The organism is Acinetobacter sp. CIP A162, from assembly GCF_000367905.1.
GTDB lineage: Bacteria > Pseudomonadota > Gammaproteobacteria > Pseudomonadales > Moraxellaceae > Acinetobacter > Acinetobacter lwoffii.
Genome location: NZ_KB849159.1, coordinates 1,397,218 through 1,413,250, shown reverse-complemented (window position 1 = coordinate 1,413,250; position 16,033 = coordinate 1,397,218). Strand labels below are relative to the sequence as shown.

The following is a 16,033-nucleotide window of genomic DNA, read 5'->3' as shown; positions in this document are numbered from 1 at the left end:
CTTCCCCCTAGATATTTAAACTATTCAATGGGGAAATTAGCCATATAATCAAAATGATGTTAAAGACTATGGTACAAAAATATATCTGCCGGAAAGGTTGTTTTTGTGTTTTATGCCGTAATTTCTGCTGTGCCAGCCATGCTGCTGGCCAGCCGCCCAAGAAAGCCACCAGATGCAGAGTATTTTCCGGAATACGACGGTTGCCCAACTGGGCTGCTTCTTTGTCTTGGGCATAAAGCCAGTAGCTGAGCGCATTCATCAGGCTGACCAGCAACAACACCAGTCCACTCAGTAAACCACCCAAGGTCAAAGCCACCAGTAAAAGAATATAGGCCACACAGGCAATCTGCATCGGCTGTAATTTCTGTGTCTGCTGTGGCTTGGAGGGTTTGAATTTTGCTTGCAGACTTTTGGCTTGTACTGCTTTCAGGTACATCACCTGCTGCGCACGATAACGGCCGCGTTCATCCAGAATGACCAGATAATCCAGCGCACAGCCCACGATTGGACGTGGCCCAGGCTTGGCAAAGTCCTTGATATGCAGAAATACGCGATCTTTGGCCGGATCACTGGGCTGGATAAAACCATAGCCTTGGTCATCAAACCATTCCACTAAGCGTCCCTGATCGCGCATATTCCCTATCCCTGTTGATTTGATTGTTTAAGCGGTGACGAATTTTAAGCGTTCAATCAGCATATTACGCATTTCATCCGGATTTTTTTGCAAAATATCTTCGCCGGTACGGCCTAATGCTGCATTACGCTGAGCCACCTGCAGACGCATCATCCAGAACCGTCCTGCTGCCATAGCCAGATACAATTCCAGACAAGCGCGTTCATCACTGGTTAAAGAACGAATCGTTTCATAGGCATTTAAAAAGGCAATCGCTTTTTCTTCGTTTAAGATTACGTCAGGATATTCGGTACAGAAGTCATTTAACGTAATGGCGATATCAAACAACCACTCATCTTTATTCAGCTCATAAAAATCCAGAATGCCATTCAGCTGATCGCCATCAAATAAGGTATTATCCCGGAACAGATCCGAATGAATGAAACCACGTGGACGATCCGGATATACCGCCGTCAACGCCTCATATAAACCTAATAATTTACCGAGCAAGACTTTATCTGCCGGACTTAAACTTGGTTTAATCTCTTGAGAAACGGCCAGCCAATAGGCATGATCACGCACAAAATTACGTTCTAATTTAAAGTCTTTGAGTGCCACATGCATTTTCGCCTGAGCCACTGCAATCGCTTCAACCTGCGCGACGGTAGATGGCATCGGATGTTCACCCATCAGGCGTGGTGCAATCTGTGCCGGTTTATCTTTAATACTGTGAATGGCTTTGCCTGAATGGGATAAAGGCACTGGAACGGCCAACCCGGCGTGACCCAGATGTTCTAAAACAGGAACCAGCTCACCTGCTGCCTGTTCATCCATATCTTCAAATACGGTCAGCACATATTGCTGGTCTTCGCAGACTAAAAAGTAGTTGGTATTTTGAATACCGCCTTGAATGGGAATCAGATCAATCACCTTTAAACCATAAGGCGCCGCAAAATCCTGAACTTCCTTTAAAGTCAAAGTGGTATAAACCGACATAGAAAACCTGCGAAAAAACTTACATAATTTTGCTAGAATACCGTTTCCATCTGCCAAGGTGTAGCGCTTGCGTGGGTGAGTTTCATAATCGGCTGTAATAATTGGAAAAATTTATGCTAGCTAAACGTATTATTCCTTGTCTGGACGTGGATAACGGCCGCGTGGTCAAGGGTGTCCAGTTCCTTGATATTCGTGATGCGGGTGACCCGGTCGAAGTGGCGCGCCGTTATAATGAACAAGGTGCCGATGAAATTACTTTCCTTGATATTACCGCTACACATCATGGACGCGATACCACTTATCGTACAGTAGAACGCATGGCCGAATCGGTTTTTGTACCCCTGACTGTCGGTGGCGGTGTACGTAAAGTCGAAGATATCCGTCTATTACTCAATGCCGGTGCAGACAAAGTCAGCATCAACTCGGCTGCGATTTATAATCCCGAGTTTGTGCAGGAAGCGTCTCAACGCTTTGGCGCACAGTGTATCGTTGTTGCAATTGATGCCAAAAAAACTGGCGACCACAAATGGGAAATTTTCACCCACGGTGGCCGTAAAGAAACCGGGATTGATGCGATTGAATGGGCTGTGAAAATGGCTGACTTCGGCGCAGGTGAATTACTGATTACTTCGATGGATGCCGATGGCACCAAAGCCGGTTACGACATTGCCCTGATGCGTGCCATCAATGACCGCGTCACGGTACCGACGATTGCTTCTGGTGGTGTGGGTAATTTACAGCATTTGGCGGACGGCATTATCCATGGTGGTGCTGATGCAGTACTGGCAGCTTCAATTTTCCATTTTGGCCAGCACACCATTCCGGAAGCGAAAGCCTATATGGCAGCCCAAGGCATTGAAATGCGCCTCTAAGCCGTTTTAGATGATGATTTAATTAAAGAGTGTTTTTATAAACACTCTTTTTTTATGCCTTAAATAAAATAACACAGCAAATACGGGACAAAAAAAAGGAGTCTTTCGACTCCTTATAAAACCAAGATAAGACTACAGCACTTGGTATTCAAAATAACTCATTACACCCAGAAACATTATCAGTATGAGGCTCTGCTCACCGACAGGAGCAAATATAAGTGAAATTCACAGGACAATATTGACAATACAATCGTATTTTATTGACAAATCACGACAAAGCCCTGCTTTACTCCATAACCTGCGTATTTAACTGCTTCATTACCGTATTTTTTGCAGTATTTTTCCTCATTTTAGAGGAAGCATCGGCCGATTTAACCGGAAAATATTGCTCTGCCCAACGGTTCAGTTTTTTCGAGATCGGTGCGGGCAAGCTCAGACCTAAAGGATTCTGTTCCTGCAAATCTGCCGAGGAAATCACCCGGGTTCCCAGCAGATAGTCAAACCAGGGCTTGGTGACGCACCAGTTGGCATCCTGATTACTATTCATATGATGATCATAATGCCAGGGCAATTTCTTTTTGGCCCATTCCGGTTCCAGATGAGCCCGGCGATGTAAATAATAATAGTTGCCTGTACTATATAAGGCAGCCAGTGACATGCCTTTGGAGAATGGATAAAAACTGAGTCCAAAAACGGTCGCGACCACTGCCAGTGATGCAATTTCATTGCGGGTACGCCAGTTGTCCAGTCCTTCTACATAGCCGAAATCGGAAAATTCCGTTTTTCGCACAATCCGGTGATGCTCCCAGTGTGAGCGCATACTCTCGGGTACCGGACTATAACGGCTTTTTCCCGGACGATGAACACCATGCAATACATATTTATGCGCAAACCATTCAAATCCATTTGCGACGACAAGTCCTGCCAGAAAACCTTTCCACATGATCTTTTACCTCTTGGTCTATTTTTAATATAGGCTAAATAAAAAACTAGATATTGACCAAAATATTCAATATGATTGACAAAATACGACAAAATAAAAGAATTAAAAATGCTGGTTCTAAAAAACTACGTAGGTTCAGTATACGGTGGTTTAGGACATTTACTTTTGGACTATTATCAGTTGAAACAGCTTGAAGTCCCTGAGAAATTATTGGCCATTCAAAATCTGGAACGCTTTGATTTCGCCTTGTGGCGTGATCTGTTAACAACACTTGATCAACAGCTGCAACGACCGGCTTTAGGTCTGGAAATCGCCCAACTGGTTGAAGCTAAACACCTCGGTATTATTGGCTATCTGGCGCTCTCAAGTGAGACCTTGGGTGAAGCCTTTATGCGCTATCATGATTATCATCGTCTGATTTATGATGGCGGCCCACTTCAGCTGCAGTGGGAAGGTGATTATGTGTCGATTGGCTGGGTTGAAGTTCCGTTTCATCTAAATACCCAATTGACCGATGAAATCGCGATTGCGCTAATGACGGAATTCGTAAAAGCCAATGTTAAGAACCCGCACGGTGTTCAGTTATATGAAGTGCATTTCCAGCATGCAATACCTAAAAATATTGCACTCTATGAGCAGTATTTCGGATGTAAAGTCCGCTTTTCTCAAGCCAGAAATCAGGTATTGATGCATGTCAGTGAACTGTCCAGACCACTGAAACAGGGCGACCAGACCTTGCAAAAACTGCTGATGCAACAGGCCAAAGCATTATTAGAAAAATTCCCGTACTCCACTCTGGTAGATCAGCAGCTGCAACAGGCGATTCTAATTGGCCTGCAAAAAAACCTGTTCCAGATCAAACATATTGCCGAGCAGATGAATTTTTCCGTGCGTCAGTTACAACGCCATTTACAAAAACAGGGCAAAACTTATCAGCAATGTATGCAGGAGATTCGCTGCATGCTGGCTATGCAATATCTGAAAGATCCGCACTTGAGTTTGCAGGAAACCGCCATGTTACTCGGTTATTCCGAACAAAGTGCGTTTCAGCGTGCCTTTAAGCAATGGACCCAGCTGACACCGCAGCAGTGGCGCCAACAGAATATGCCAGCTGCTTAAACTACCAGCATGTTCGTTTGATATACGGGCTTCAAGCAGGGTTGACGATTTTAATCCCTGTCCCCTATCACCTGATGATAAATATAAAAATAAGGACTTAAAAAATTGATAAATATCTTGGCGAATTGCTCGGCACATTCTGGCTGGTGTTTGGAGATATTACGGGAGCAGAGAAATTAAGCTTTTCAATAAAAGCCTTCTAAAAAGTCAGGATTTCTAAATACCATTTTTCTGCATGTTTCACATGGAGCATGCAGATCATCGCGCTTAAAAATGCTTATAAAAATGGATTTTCAATTTCATCCAGATCATCACGCTGAATTTTTTCTGGCAAGTCCGGCGTGTTTTCTAGTTGTTGTACCACATCATTCAGAAAAGCCTGCAAGGCTTTGGCCACTTTCAGTCCCTGCTGATCCTTGGTGATTTGCAAGTTGCCATACAGGCTGACGCAGTCTAGATCATTTTCCAAAGTCAGATCATGAATGGCATGGGATTCACTGCCATTTTCAAATGCTTTAAACATATCCTCTTCACCTGTCTTTGTTATTTTTCCATGAACGTCTGATGTCGATGCTACCCGAATCCTGGTTTTTTCAGCAAGCTTATTTCAACAGCTGCAAAATATATTGCAACAAGGCATCAATCAGCTGTTTTACGATGGCATCTTGTGTCGCGTTGTCTATCGCGCCACCAGTCGCTGAGGAGGTCGAGCTGCCTGAACCAGAAGACTTAAACTCGCGTTGTAATGCCTGCAGGTTTTCTTCAGAAACCTCTTCGGCACACTGGCTTTCTGCATCCCAATTAGAGTATTCAATTTTCTGGTTGGCTTTTACGGCATTTCCAGTCAGTGGCAGCTTATAGGTATTGCGTTTCTGTTCTTCGGTAAGCTGCGGGAACAGGTTAATTCCAAGCTGTTCTTCCAGATAGCAGACACTGACAATACGCACTTTCAGTGAATTGTCATTCGGTGCATAGTAAGCACCAATAGCACCGGTTTTCGGCATATAAACCGCCTTATAGACCGCGGTTGGCACAATCACGCCATTGCCAATGGTTTTCAGCTTCTTCCCGGCAAAGACCGGCCCGGTTACCACATAAACATCCTGTTTCTGCTTGGTCACAATGGCACGAGTGGCTTCTTCCAGCTCACGCCAGACTTGCTGATTATTCTTGGGCGCTTGCGGCACCATATTGGCCAATGAAAAACTGTCAGACTGCGCAGCCTTGTTAGGCATATCCGCATTCGGCGCCATATGACCGCGGTCATAACCTGAACCACGATAATCCGCCAATGTGGCACGATGCTTCGCACTGACCCGATCTTCTTCATGAAAATTATCTTCACGGGGAATTTTCTGGCTTAAGCGTGCTGGCGTTAAGGCTTCTGCAACCCAAAGTGGCGTTTTAGATACCCCGGAATAACCGACATTAAAGCCATTAAAACACAGCGAATAGCTGTCTTTTTTCAGGCTGTCTTTCATCAAATATGGCGGTACATCACGATAAAACTGGTTCAGACAGGCAGAATCACTGGAAGAGGATAGTGACACCCACTGACTGATTTTTTCCTGACCAAAAGCGATGGCGAAGCTGCTCGAAGCCACCACGCCCAGAATGACTTTAATACTATTATCATTTAAAAACTGAAAAAAAGAGTTCTTGGGTTTACGCTGCTTCTTGGCCATTCTTACACGTACTTTTTAGATCAATACAGATTTTGACCGAGCTTAACAAGCTGTATAAGTGAAGTATATCTTGGCTCTACCATTCGTTTACTAAATAAACAATAAGTATCCAAAATCCCGGGCAGTTGTAACAAACTGTCTAATTTTATTTCTTTTTAAATGAGGTTTCTCGGTGTTTGCGTAGCTTTGTTTGGCTCAGTAGATTGAGTGTGTAAAGCTAACGGCCTATCTCAATTCGTACAATTATTAGCAATGGTGTCAATCATGAATTCCAAACTCTCTAAAGCATTAGGTTTAGGATTATTCACAAGTGTGATCAGCGTAGCTGCATTTGCTGAGCCACCGGTTCAACCAGGTGAAACACTTGAAAGCTTGTCTAAAGCTAAAATTAGTACCAAGGTGAATGGTCAGGAAGCCTCTTTAGAAAGCTTGGTGAACTCTGGTCAGATTCGTCTGGTCGATCCGCGTGCAGCAGCACCGCAACCAGCCATGCCAAACACACAGGCACCAATGCCCAATGATCCAGCAATGACTCAGGCACCAAATTCAGGTACTGTTTCTCCTCAACCACCTGTCACAGAACCAGGTATGAATGAAGCAGAGGTGCCGGCCAATCTGGTTGAACCAGCCACTGAATCAGAAGTAGAAGCCAGCACGTCTATGACGACGCCTCAACAACAACCAACACTGGAAGAACAACAAGCAGCTGTACCAGCAATGTCTGAAGAGCAACAGCAAGCAGCTATTGCTTCAGAACAACCGATGCCTGAAGCACAGCAACAAGCGGCTGTGACTGAAGCAGATGTGAGCAATGAACAAACTGAAATTGCAGCTCAATCTGATGCAGAGCCAGTACTGATGGAAGAACCTTTGAATGCTGCACCTGAAGTGCCGGCTGCGGTAGAACTCGAACAATAATCTGAAACTCATTTATTTATTGTTTCTCTCATAAAAAAACCAGAGTGTGCCTCTGGTTTTTTTTATGCTTTTTATTTTATTTACATCTGAATCTGGGTGCCCAGCTCGACCACACGGTTGGGTGGAATTTGATAGAAATCACTGACCGGACTGGTATTGCGCTGCATAGAAATAAACAGCTTTTCCCGCCACGGTGCCATGCCCTCACCCACAGTATGCATAATCCGTTCACGTGAAATAAAGAAACTGATCTGCATCAGGTCATATTCAAAATTCCATTGCTCATAGGCCTGTTGTAAAGCTTCCGGAATATTCGGCTGATCCTTAAAACCATAATAGATAAACACCCGGTAAAAGTGCTCACTCAGTTTTTCCAGTTCAATCCGCTCCTGTCTGTCGACAAAAGGAATATCCCGGGTAATCACCGTCAGCATGATATTGCGTTCATGCAAGACCTTATTGTGTTTAATATTATGCAGCATGGCATGCGGAACAATATTTGGTGTGCCTGTCAGGAAAATGGCATCGCCTGGCACAAATTTGGTACCTTCGCCCATCGAAATACTTTTAATAAACAGATCAATCGGCAAGGCATCCTGTTCCAGACGATTCAGCACCAACGCACGCCCGTCTTTCCAGGTCATGAGAATCGTAAATAGTACCGCACCAATCAGAATTGGCACCCAGCCACCCGAAGTAATTTTCAAGGACGTTGAAGCCACAAAGACTAAATCCAGTGCCAGGAATGGCACAGCAAATAAAGCTACTTTCCAGACCGGCCAACGCCAGAATCCATAAGCCAGAATCGAGATCAGAATGGTGCCGCAGAGCATGGTCATGGTCACCGCAACACCATAAGCACTGGCCAGATTGGCACTATTTTCAAACAGTAAAATCAGGATCAGCACCGAGATAAACAGCATCCAGTTAATGAAAGGCAGATAAATCTGACCACGCTCCAATGCAGAGGTATGCTTGACTGACAGGCGCGGCAAATAACGCAATTGAATGGCCTGATTGACCATAGAAAATACGCCAGTAATGACCGCCTGTGAGGCAATCACCGCCGCCGCAGTCGCCAGTCCAATCATCGGGAACAAAGCCCAGTCTGGCAGCAGCATATAGAAAGGATTCGCCAGTGCTTCAGGACTACGCAGTAACAAGGCGCCTTGCCCGGCATAATTCAATAATAAACAGGGCAAGACAATAATGAACCAGGCCAGACGAATCGGCAGACGGCCAAAATGCCCCATATCGGCATAAATCGCTTCACCCCCAGTCATGGTCAGAATCACCGCCCCCATGGTCAGAAAAGCCACATAAGGCTGGTCAACTACAAAATGATAGGCCCAGTAGGGATTCACCATCCAGAGTACAAATGGGGTCTGGATAATGCTCCACAAACCAAAACCGCCAATGGACAAAAACCAGAGCATGGTTAAAGGCCCAAAAAATTTGCCCATCGTGGCTGTGCCGTGTCGCTGTACCATAAACAGTCCGGCCAGAATCCCTATCGATAAAGGCACCAACCACTGATTGAAAATGGGCGTGGCAATACTCAGGCCTTCAATGGCTGATAGCACGGAGATTGCTGGGGTAATAATCCCGTCACCGAAAAATAGTGAGGCACCAACAAAGCCCAAAGCAATCAGGAATATTTTCTTTTGATCAGAGATTCGTGTGGTACGCAGGTTTAATGCCAGTAGTGACATGATCCCACCTTCGCCGTTGTTATCGGCACGCATGATCACCATGACGTATTTAAAGCTGATGGTAAGCATCATGCACCAGAAAATCAGGGACAGGATGCCGAGTACAGAAGCTTCGCTAATGGCAAGATGTGCGGTGAGGAAACATTGGCGCAGTGCATAGAGCGGACTGGTACCAATATCTCCGAAAACGACCCCAAGCGCAGCCAGTGTAATCACCGGGAGAGCCGCCTTTTGTGCAGTGCTTTGCATATATTGTCTTCGTTTTTAACAAGCATTTTTGCGAATCATAGCACCGCATTAAAAGTTTTTCCGCAAATCAATTGTTTCAGCTTGGCACAGCTGGTTTTTTTCGCTATTATCCTCGGCCTATGGTGAGGTGTCCGAGTGGCTGAAGGAGCACGCCTGGAAAGTGTGTAAACGTTTATAGCGTTTCGAGGGTTCGAATCCCTCTCTCACCGCCAGAATTTAAAAACCCGAATCACATGATTCGGGTTTTTTTATATTTAATTTTATCCATCATCCCATCAGTAAAAAAAATTATCTGCTTAGATCTTAAAATATTATTATCTATCGCCTTAGGCAAAGGCATTGAATTAATACCAGTCCTCGTTCATAAAAATCTTTTGCAACACAACACTTACGCTCAATTCTATTTTTAAAAATCTTCATTTTTCATCAACCAAAAAACTGATGAATTGTGTAGTTTCTGTACGCCATTCATTTCAGGTTTTTATTTATGTGTTCAAACAAAAAACTGGCACAGAAATAGCTTAATTTTATTGTCATCAAAGCTATGTTATGTTGCTTATAAATTAACTAAAAGGAGAATAAAAACCACAGGATAGAAAGAAATAACCAAGTAAACCGAGCCATTCAAATTTGAAGTTAAAAATAGATACACTGCTATTCGGAGAGTGAACATGAATAACAGCGCAAACTATGCCAAACAGATTAAAAATGCAAAACGTGGCGGTTATACCCCAACCATTGCCAAGGACATCAATAAACATAAAATTCAAAAAGCCTTGAGACTCATCGAACAGTGGAGAAGCCTCGCTCAAGAACTCAAACCTCAAATGCAGTTTGATATGGCCTTTACTTTAGAGGAATGTGCACAAGAATTAGATCGCATCCTGAAAAACAGATAAACCGTATAACCGACTCATATCCATAACCATTCCTGTGCTTTCACCCTCGCCCATATCTTCACATATGGGCCATTTCTTTGCACATAGTCAAAAACAGAACTTTTCATCCATCTGGTCAAAATAAACAAATCCTGCCGAAACTGATTGAACGGTTATTTTTTGGCTTGCGTGGCCAAAAAAAATCTGTAAAATGCACTCCACCATGCCGGCATAGCTCAGTTGGTAGAGCAACTGACTTGTAATCAGTAGGTCCACAGTTCGAATCCGTGTGCCGGCACCATATCTTAGCCTCGCTTTTTAGTGAGGCTTTGATGTTTCTGGGTTTTGGTATTTTCAGCTGAGTCTTCTTACACTTTCTAGTGCTTCGATTGTGCCGTCACTTGCACATATCTCATGATCCCTTCCTGATATAATTTTCGGCATAGTTTCGCTGTCATCTGAATTTTAAAATGATCCAGTTTTGAGCCTTGAACCTGATCATTTGATGCTTTTGAATTCAAAGTTTTTTGCACGTAATCAGCGAAGCCGGAAAATACCGGCTCGGACAGATCCTGAATCTGAATATTTTTAAATTCAAAGCGATCCAGACAGGCATATAGTGCCCCCACTGTCATTAAATCTTTTAAATTCACATCGGCAGATTTCAATAAAAACTGATATTTACGCCGTTGCAAGGCATTTAAATTTTCCCAGCGCTCGGACAAAACTAGATGATGAAAACCAATCCGCGCATTTGAATTTAAAATACTGCGGACCTGCTCTAAGAATACAGGCACAGGACTGTGATAAGCTGCATCCAGGCATAGCACCACATCAAAACGCTGGGAAAATGGCAATTCTTTTAAACGCAAAAATGACGCCTGATAAATGGCATTCAGTTCTGGTAAATATTGCTGAATATTCGCCACGCAGGCAGCCTGTAGCTCGACACCAGCCAGATATTGCACCTGATAGTCTTGTTGCCAGTACAGCAAACTGGCGCCCTGACCGCAGCCCAAATCCAGCAATTTATCTTTTGAATTTAAATTTACAGTTTGCGCAAGGTGATCGGCCAGCATACGACAGGCAGCCGCATAATCCTGCTGACCGGCTTGCCAATACCCTAAATTGCTCCAGGGCAATTGCGCGTGATCGCCCAACACAGCGGCATCAATTGCATACTTGTGCTGGGGAAGATGCTGACGCAGTGCCTGAAGCCATTGCATGGATTAATAACCCAGTTGCGGAGCAACCTCAACCACAGGTTTTAAACCCTGAAATGGTAAAGGCGCACCAAAGATTTCTGCAATCTTCATCGCTGAGGTCACTGCCGATTCCAGAATCGGCAAACCGTCACATGACCATGAACCGCAGAAGAAGACCTTACGGTTGGCATCCAGATGACGTTGCTGCAATTCCTTATTCAGTGCCACCGTATTAGCATCGACGACTGCACGTGTCAGCATTACCGATTTGATCACTTTCTTCGGATCAATCTCGGTTACCGGACGCCAGGTCTGAAACACGGCCGACTTGCCAACCAAAGAAGGTTCAATCGAGTTAAGCCACACGGTAAATTGCTGACGAGTAAATTTACGGTCCATCATATAGCTGAGTACGGCCCAGTCTTTACGTTTTGGCGGCATTACGCTGGCATCGGTATGAATCACCAGTTCGCCTTGTTCGAATTTGAATTTCTTCAATAATTCAATTTCACTGGCGAATTGTACCGGATCCAGGAACTCCTCAATTTTGGTGGTCGGTGTCGCGACAATCACCCGGTCAAACAGTTTTGAATAACCGGCCGCATTTTCAACTTTGACCTGATCGCCCTGCTCTTGTACCAGTGTAATTGCTGAACCGTCTTCAATCTGAATGCCTTCAATCAGCTTATCGACCAACGCTGGTGTACCGCCTTGCAGACGCAGTAACGCATCGCCATCGGTTAATTGACGCAGAAAAATTAACAACGGTTTAGCTGGCCATTCACCAATGGTTTTCGGATTGCAGGTACAGATGGTATATAGCACCGGCATCACCGCACCGTGCCAGAACACTTCTTCAATCTCGTTACGATTGATAAATTCTGCCAGGCTGATGTCCTGATTTTTCGATTTAAAGAATTTGGTCAATGCAACTTTTAACTGCAACAGGCCTTTGACCAGACGCCAGCCATATTGTTGCAGGCCTTTCCGGTTATTGATGATCGGGATATTGCCAATTCGGCTACGCGATGTGGTCAGCCAGGTTTCAGTTTTATCTTCAAATAACCAGCTGCAGGCCATATAGGTCCGCACCGGATAAGTTTTAATGCCCAGATGTGTGGCTAGACTCAGGGTGTTTTTCCACAGATAGGGGTTCATCACACGTAAAGGTGCGTCAATCAGGCCCCCTTCAAATTCAAGGCTATGACTGTCCATGCCGCGACCTGGAAGTGCTTCAAAAATCGTGATGTGATGCCCTGCGTCCTGGAGAATTCTGGCTGTAGCCAGTCCGGCCATGCCACTACCAATTACTGCGATATCCAAACTGATCATCCGTCATTGAAAAACTACAGAAATTATGTACCATGCGCCAATCAAACAGGTTATTAAAATCTTCCAGAATATATGTTTTTCGTAAAGGCCTTTTTGTTCAATTTCACCTGCTTTTTATTCATTTTTCTGCCTTAGTTAAAATTCCATCAAATCTAAGATTTTATTCATATTTTTATCTAAAAACTTGAAAATTCGCTTTAAAAACAAATAATTTAATTAACCATTTTTATAATCCTTGGTTGACAAATACTTTTTAAATACCTATGATTCGCAGTATAAGAAAACCATAAATTCATCCGGTTCCATTCAGATGCGTTTATGCGAAAATTGTTTAAAACGACAAGAAACTACAGCGCCTTATAAAATAAAAGCCTCTGCGAAAGCAGAGGCTTCTTTGTTTTCATGCCTAGTCAATCATGCAGCAGGGTATTGCGCTTACTTGATTGCCTCTCATAAGCCGCTTAAAAAGCATAGAGTGCAATTCCTCAATTCTCATTTTGTTCTCAAATAGAAATCAAATGGCATGATGTTTTTGTCTAGAATTCATAAATCTCTAAACTAAAAAAATAAAAAATCCAGCAACTTGTGCTGGATTTTTTGCTTCAAAGAACTAGGTTTGAATTAGATTTTACCCACCAGGTCGATTGATGGAGCAAGTGTTGCTTCACCTTCTTTCCATTTTGCCGGACAAACTTCACCTGGGTGCGCATGTACATATTGTGCAGCTTTCACTTTACGCAGAAGCTCTTGTGCATCACGGCCAATACCACCCGCGTTGATTTCAATGATCTGGATTTTACCTTCTGGATCAATCACGAAAGTACCACGATCTGCCAAACCCTCAGCTTCAATCAGTACTTCGAAGTTTTTAGACAAAGTCCAGGTTGGATCACCAATCAATGGATACTGGATTTTACCAATCACGTCAGAGGTATCATGCCAAGCTTTATGAGTGAAATGAGTATCGGTAGACACGCCATAGATTTCTACACCCATTTTCTGGAATTCAGCATACTGATCAGCAAGATCGCCTAATTCAGTTGGACAAACAAAGGTAAAATCTGCAGGATAGAAAAACACCACTGACCATTTACCTTTCAGGTCTTGCTCAGAAACTTCAATGAACTGACCATTGTGGTAAGCAGTTGCATTGAATGGTTGGATTTCAGTATTGATTAAACTCATGAGATATTTCCTCTGGCTTATTTCTGGGATTGCTTATCTTGTGAAGCTAGAATACGAAAAATTTCGAAATAGGTAAAACCGCAAGTTTTTATAAAAATGATCGCTTTTTTAGATCATAAATTTCTATGAGTATTGTTCATCTTATTTATTTTCTCGATGCAGAGTTGTTCCGATCAAAAGCAACCTGATGTTTTAAGATTTATGATTCTTTTAATAAGTCGGGCTTTATGCAAACTCAATACAAATATTCAAGACATAAAAAACCCACCGTATTCAGGTGGGTTTTAATGATGATTTACCGTTCTAATAAATTAAAAAGGTAAGTCATCATCTAGATCTACTGCAGGCGCTGCTGTTGGAGCAGGTGCAGATTTCGGCGCAAAACCACTCGGGTTATTATTGCCATAACCGCCGCCCTGGTTGTTGTTAAAACCGCCTTGCTGTGGTGCTGAACCATAACCCGATTGCGGGTTATTACCATAACCGCCCTGGTTGTTGTTCGCCTGATTATTGTTATTAAAGCGTGGCTGGTTAAAGCTGCTCTCGCCCTGATCATTTTGAGGACGGCTAGAGTCTAGCATCTGCATTTGCTCACCACGAATTTCCGTCGTATAGCGTTCCTGACCATTCTGGTCAGTCCACTGACGGGTACGTAATGAACCTTCAATATATACTTTTGAGCCTTTACGAAGATATTGCTGCGCAATTTCACCTAAACGGTTATGCAACACGATACGGTGCCATTCCGTTTGTTCTTTACGTTCACCGGTACTTTTATCTGTCCACGAATCGCTGGTTGCGATCGAAAATTGAGTGAGAGAGCCACCATTTGCAAAAGTTTTGGTTTCCGGATCTTTACCCAAAGTACCCACTAAAATAACTTTATTTACACCACGCATTTGCCGTTTACTTCCTATATATTTCTGTATTTTACTTTATAAGAGTTATGCTTAAATGGCTACCTCTTTACCCAACAAGTGCGTTAATTGTTGTCGCGAAGCATCATCAATCTGCTGTTTATCGACTTTTACATAGGCAACTTGCTGTTCAGACATCACCACGACCTCTTCAATACCACGAATCGCCAAAAGCTGAGAAGTCCATTCGTCAGTTTGTCTGCTTTCCGGCAATCGCAGTACCAGCGATGACAGATAGCGTGGCTGAGCCAGGCCAAAACTCATCAGCAGCCAGATGATCGCGATTCCTGTCAGGATAGTCCAGCCCATCGAGGTATTGTTTAGCAGCAGCAATTGTCCGCCAATCATACCGCCAAAGAAAGCCCCTAAAAACTGGCTGCTGGCATTTACGCCCATTGCCGTCGCTTTGGACTGGATCGGTGCCGCTTTCGACAACCAAGACGGCAACAGGGCTTCCATCACATTAAAGGCAATGAAGAACAACCCTAAACCAATCAGCAAGACATATTTGGATTCAAAACCAAATGCCATCACCATTAGACCCAGAATAATGCCAGTAATGGCCACCAGAAAAATCGCCCGCATTTTGTGGTATTTTTCTGCCAGGATAATACTCGGAAAAGCAAAAAACAGGCTCAGTACCAACAGCGGCAAATATACCCAGCCATGACTGGACAGTGGCAGATCAGCAAATTCGATCAGCTGTGAAGGCACATAGATAAACATGGCGGTGAGCAATAAATGCAGGGTAAAGACCGACACATGCAGACGATTCAGATCCCCGATTTTGATTACCTGTTTCAACTGTGCCAGATAGCCCTGCTGAAAGTTTTTATGATGCCGCGTGACTTTCGGCACCATCAACAGCATGGCAATCGCCGCCAGGCCCATCACCGTGGTGACCCAGAACAACCCAGAGATGCCCACCAGACCCGTTAGCCAAGGCCCCAAACTAAAAGCCACCACAAAAGACAGGCCGATACTCATGCCCATCATTGCCATGGCTTTCATGCGGTTTTCTTCACGGGTGACATCTGCCAGCAGTGCCATCACCACAGCAGATACCGCACCACCACCAGCAATCGCACGGCCGATAATCACGCCATAAATGGTGTCCGACATGGCCGCAATTGCACCGCCCAGCGCAAATAGTAGCAGCCCTAAAACCACCAGTGGCTTACGGCTATAACGGTCCGCAATCAGGCTGAATGGAATCTGTAACAGTGCCTGGGTCAGACCATAGACCCCGACCGCCAAACCGATCAGTGCAGGCGTCGCATATTGATATGCCTGCCCTGCCACAGAAAATACCGGGATAATCATAAACAACCCCAGCATGCGCAGTGCAAAAATACTGCTCAGGGCAAAGGTTGAACGACGTTCTAAAGCATTCATCATAAATTATGGCG

15 protein-coding genes and 2 tRNA genes are annotated in these 16,033 nt (G+C 44.1%); 6 read left to right on the top strand and 11 right to left on the bottom strand.

Annotation, left to right across the window (positions count from 1 at the left end; translation table 11 throughout):
• Positions 1 to 7: 7 nt before the first annotated feature.
• Both F995_RS13025 and F995_RS13020 read right to left on the bottom strand, forming a co-directional pair.
• Positions 8 to 634: a DUF1294 domain-containing protein gene (locus F995_RS13025; protein ID WP_004278661.1), complete on the bottom strand. Its 627-nt coding sequence runs from the start codon at positions 632 to 634 to the stop codon at positions 8 to 10.
• 27 nt (positions 635 to 661) lie between these two features.
• Positions 662 to 1,609 (bottom strand): homoserine kinase, encoded by a 948-nt coding sequence (locus tag F995_RS13020; protein ID WP_004647285.1) that lies wholly within the window; start codon positions 1,607 to 1,609, stop codon positions 662 to 664.
• A 113-nt stretch (positions 1,610 to 1,722) separates the two neighbouring features.
• Here F995_RS13020 and hisF point away from each other — a divergent pair, with 113 nt between their 5' ends.
• A complete protein-coding gene (hisF, locus tag F995_RS13015) occupies positions 1,723 to 2,481 on the top strand; it encodes an imidazole glycerol phosphate synthase subunit HisF (protein ID WP_004647284.1) in 759 nt (252 codons plus the stop codon).
• 286 nt (positions 2,482 to 2,767) lie between these two features.
• On the opposite strand, the gene F995_RS13010 is transcribed toward hisF, so the two are convergent.
• Entirely contained in the window at positions 2,768 to 3,424 is a 657-nt protein-coding gene (locus F995_RS13010) for a sterol desaturase family protein (protein WP_004278664.1), read from the bottom strand.
• Positions 3,425 to 3,532: 108 nt separating this feature from the next.
• Between F995_RS13010 and F995_RS13005 the strand changes: the two genes are divergently transcribed.
• Positions 3,533 to 4,543: an AraC family transcriptional regulator gene (locus F995_RS13005; RefSeq protein ID WP_004647283.1), complete on the top strand. Its 1,011-nt coding sequence runs from the start codon at positions 3,533 to 3,535 to the stop codon at positions 4,541 to 4,543.
• Positions 4,544 to 4,820: 277 nt separating this feature from the next.
• Here the strand turns inward: F995_RS13005 and F995_RS13000 are convergent, their stop codons facing one another.
• Both F995_RS13000 and F995_RS12995 read right to left on the bottom strand, forming a co-directional pair.
• Positions 4,821 to 5,066 carry a hypothetical protein gene (locus F995_RS13000; protein ID WP_004278666.1) on the bottom strand — a complete coding sequence of 82 codons (246 nt, stop codon included), beginning with the start codon at positions 5,064 to 5,066 and terminating at the stop codon, positions 4,821 to 4,823.
• Between the two features lie 79 nt (positions 5,067 to 5,145).
• A complete protein-coding gene (locus tag F995_RS12995) occupies positions 5,146 to 6,228 on the bottom strand; it encodes a DNA/RNA non-specific endonuclease (protein ID WP_004278667.1) in 1,083 nt (360 codons plus the stop codon).
• A gap of 264 nt (positions 6,229 to 6,492) precedes the next feature.
• Between F995_RS12995 and F995_RS12990 the strand changes: the two genes are divergently transcribed.
• Complete coding sequence (locus F995_RS12990; protein ID WP_004278668.1) at positions 6,493 to 7,146, top strand: hypothetical protein; 654 nt, start codon at positions 6,493 to 6,495, stop codon at positions 7,144 to 7,146.
• Positions 7,147 to 7,226: 80 nt separating this feature from the next.
• Here the strand turns inward: F995_RS12990 and F995_RS12985 are convergent, their stop codons facing one another.
• Positions 7,227 to 9,107, bottom strand: coding sequence for a potassium transporter Kup (locus F995_RS12985; RefSeq protein ID WP_004278669.1), 1,881 nt, complete (start codon positions 9,105 to 9,107; stop codon positions 7,227 to 7,229).
• A 121-nt stretch (positions 9,108 to 9,228) separates the two neighbouring features.
• On the opposite strand from F995_RS12985, the gene F995_RS12980 reads away from it, so the two are divergent.
• The 3 genes from F995_RS12980 (at position 9,229) to F995_RS12970 (ending at position 10,286) form a co-directional block, all read left to right on the top strand.
• Positions 9,229 to 9,319: transfer RNA gene (locus F995_RS12980), tRNA-Ser, on the top strand.
• A gap of 459 nt (positions 9,320 to 9,778) precedes the next feature.
• Entirely contained in the window at positions 9,779 to 10,006 is a 228-nt protein-coding gene (locus F995_RS12975; protein WP_004647282.1) for a hypothetical protein, read from the top strand.
• A gap of 204 nt (positions 10,007 to 10,210) precedes the next feature.
• Positions 10,211 to 10,286: transfer RNA gene (locus tag F995_RS12970), tRNA-Thr, on the top strand.
• Between the two features lie 76 nt (positions 10,287 to 10,362).
• Here the strand turns inward: F995_RS12970 and F995_RS12965 are convergent.
• The 5 genes from F995_RS12965 to F995_RS12945 all read right to left on the bottom strand — a co-directional run bounded on the left by F995_RS12965 (position 10,363) and on the right by F995_RS12945 (position 16,022).
• Positions 10,363 to 11,211, bottom strand: a complete 849-nt coding sequence (locus F995_RS12965) for an SAM-dependent methyltransferase (protein WP_004647281.1) — start codon at positions 11,209 to 11,211, stop codon at positions 10,363 to 10,365.
• 3 nt (positions 11,212 to 11,214) lie between these two features.
• The gene (locus F995_RS12960; protein ID WP_004647280.1) at positions 11,215 to 12,522 is read right to left on the bottom strand and encodes an FAD-dependent oxidoreductase; all 1,308 of its coding nucleotides are present in this window, start codon (positions 12,520 to 12,522) and stop codon (positions 11,215 to 11,217) included.
• A gap of 621 nt (positions 12,523 to 13,143) precedes the next feature.
• Complete coding sequence (ahpC, locus tag F995_RS12955; RefSeq protein WP_004647278.1) at positions 13,144 to 13,707, bottom strand: alkyl hydroperoxide reductase subunit C; 564 nt, start codon at positions 13,705 to 13,707, stop codon at positions 13,144 to 13,146.
• A gap of 311 nt (positions 13,708 to 14,018) precedes the next feature.
• Positions 14,019 to 14,606 (bottom strand): single-stranded DNA-binding protein, encoded by a 588-nt coding sequence (gene ssb / locus F995_RS12950; RefSeq protein ID WP_004647277.1) that lies wholly within the window; start codon positions 14,604 to 14,606, stop codon positions 14,019 to 14,021.
• 51 nt (positions 14,607 to 14,657) lie between these two features.
• Positions 14,658 to 16,022 (bottom strand): MFS transporter, encoded by a 1,365-nt coding sequence (locus tag F995_RS12945; RefSeq protein WP_016807025.1) that lies wholly within the window; start codon positions 16,020 to 16,022, stop codon positions 14,658 to 14,660.
• Between the last annotated feature and the right edge of the window lie 11 nt (positions 16,023 to 16,033).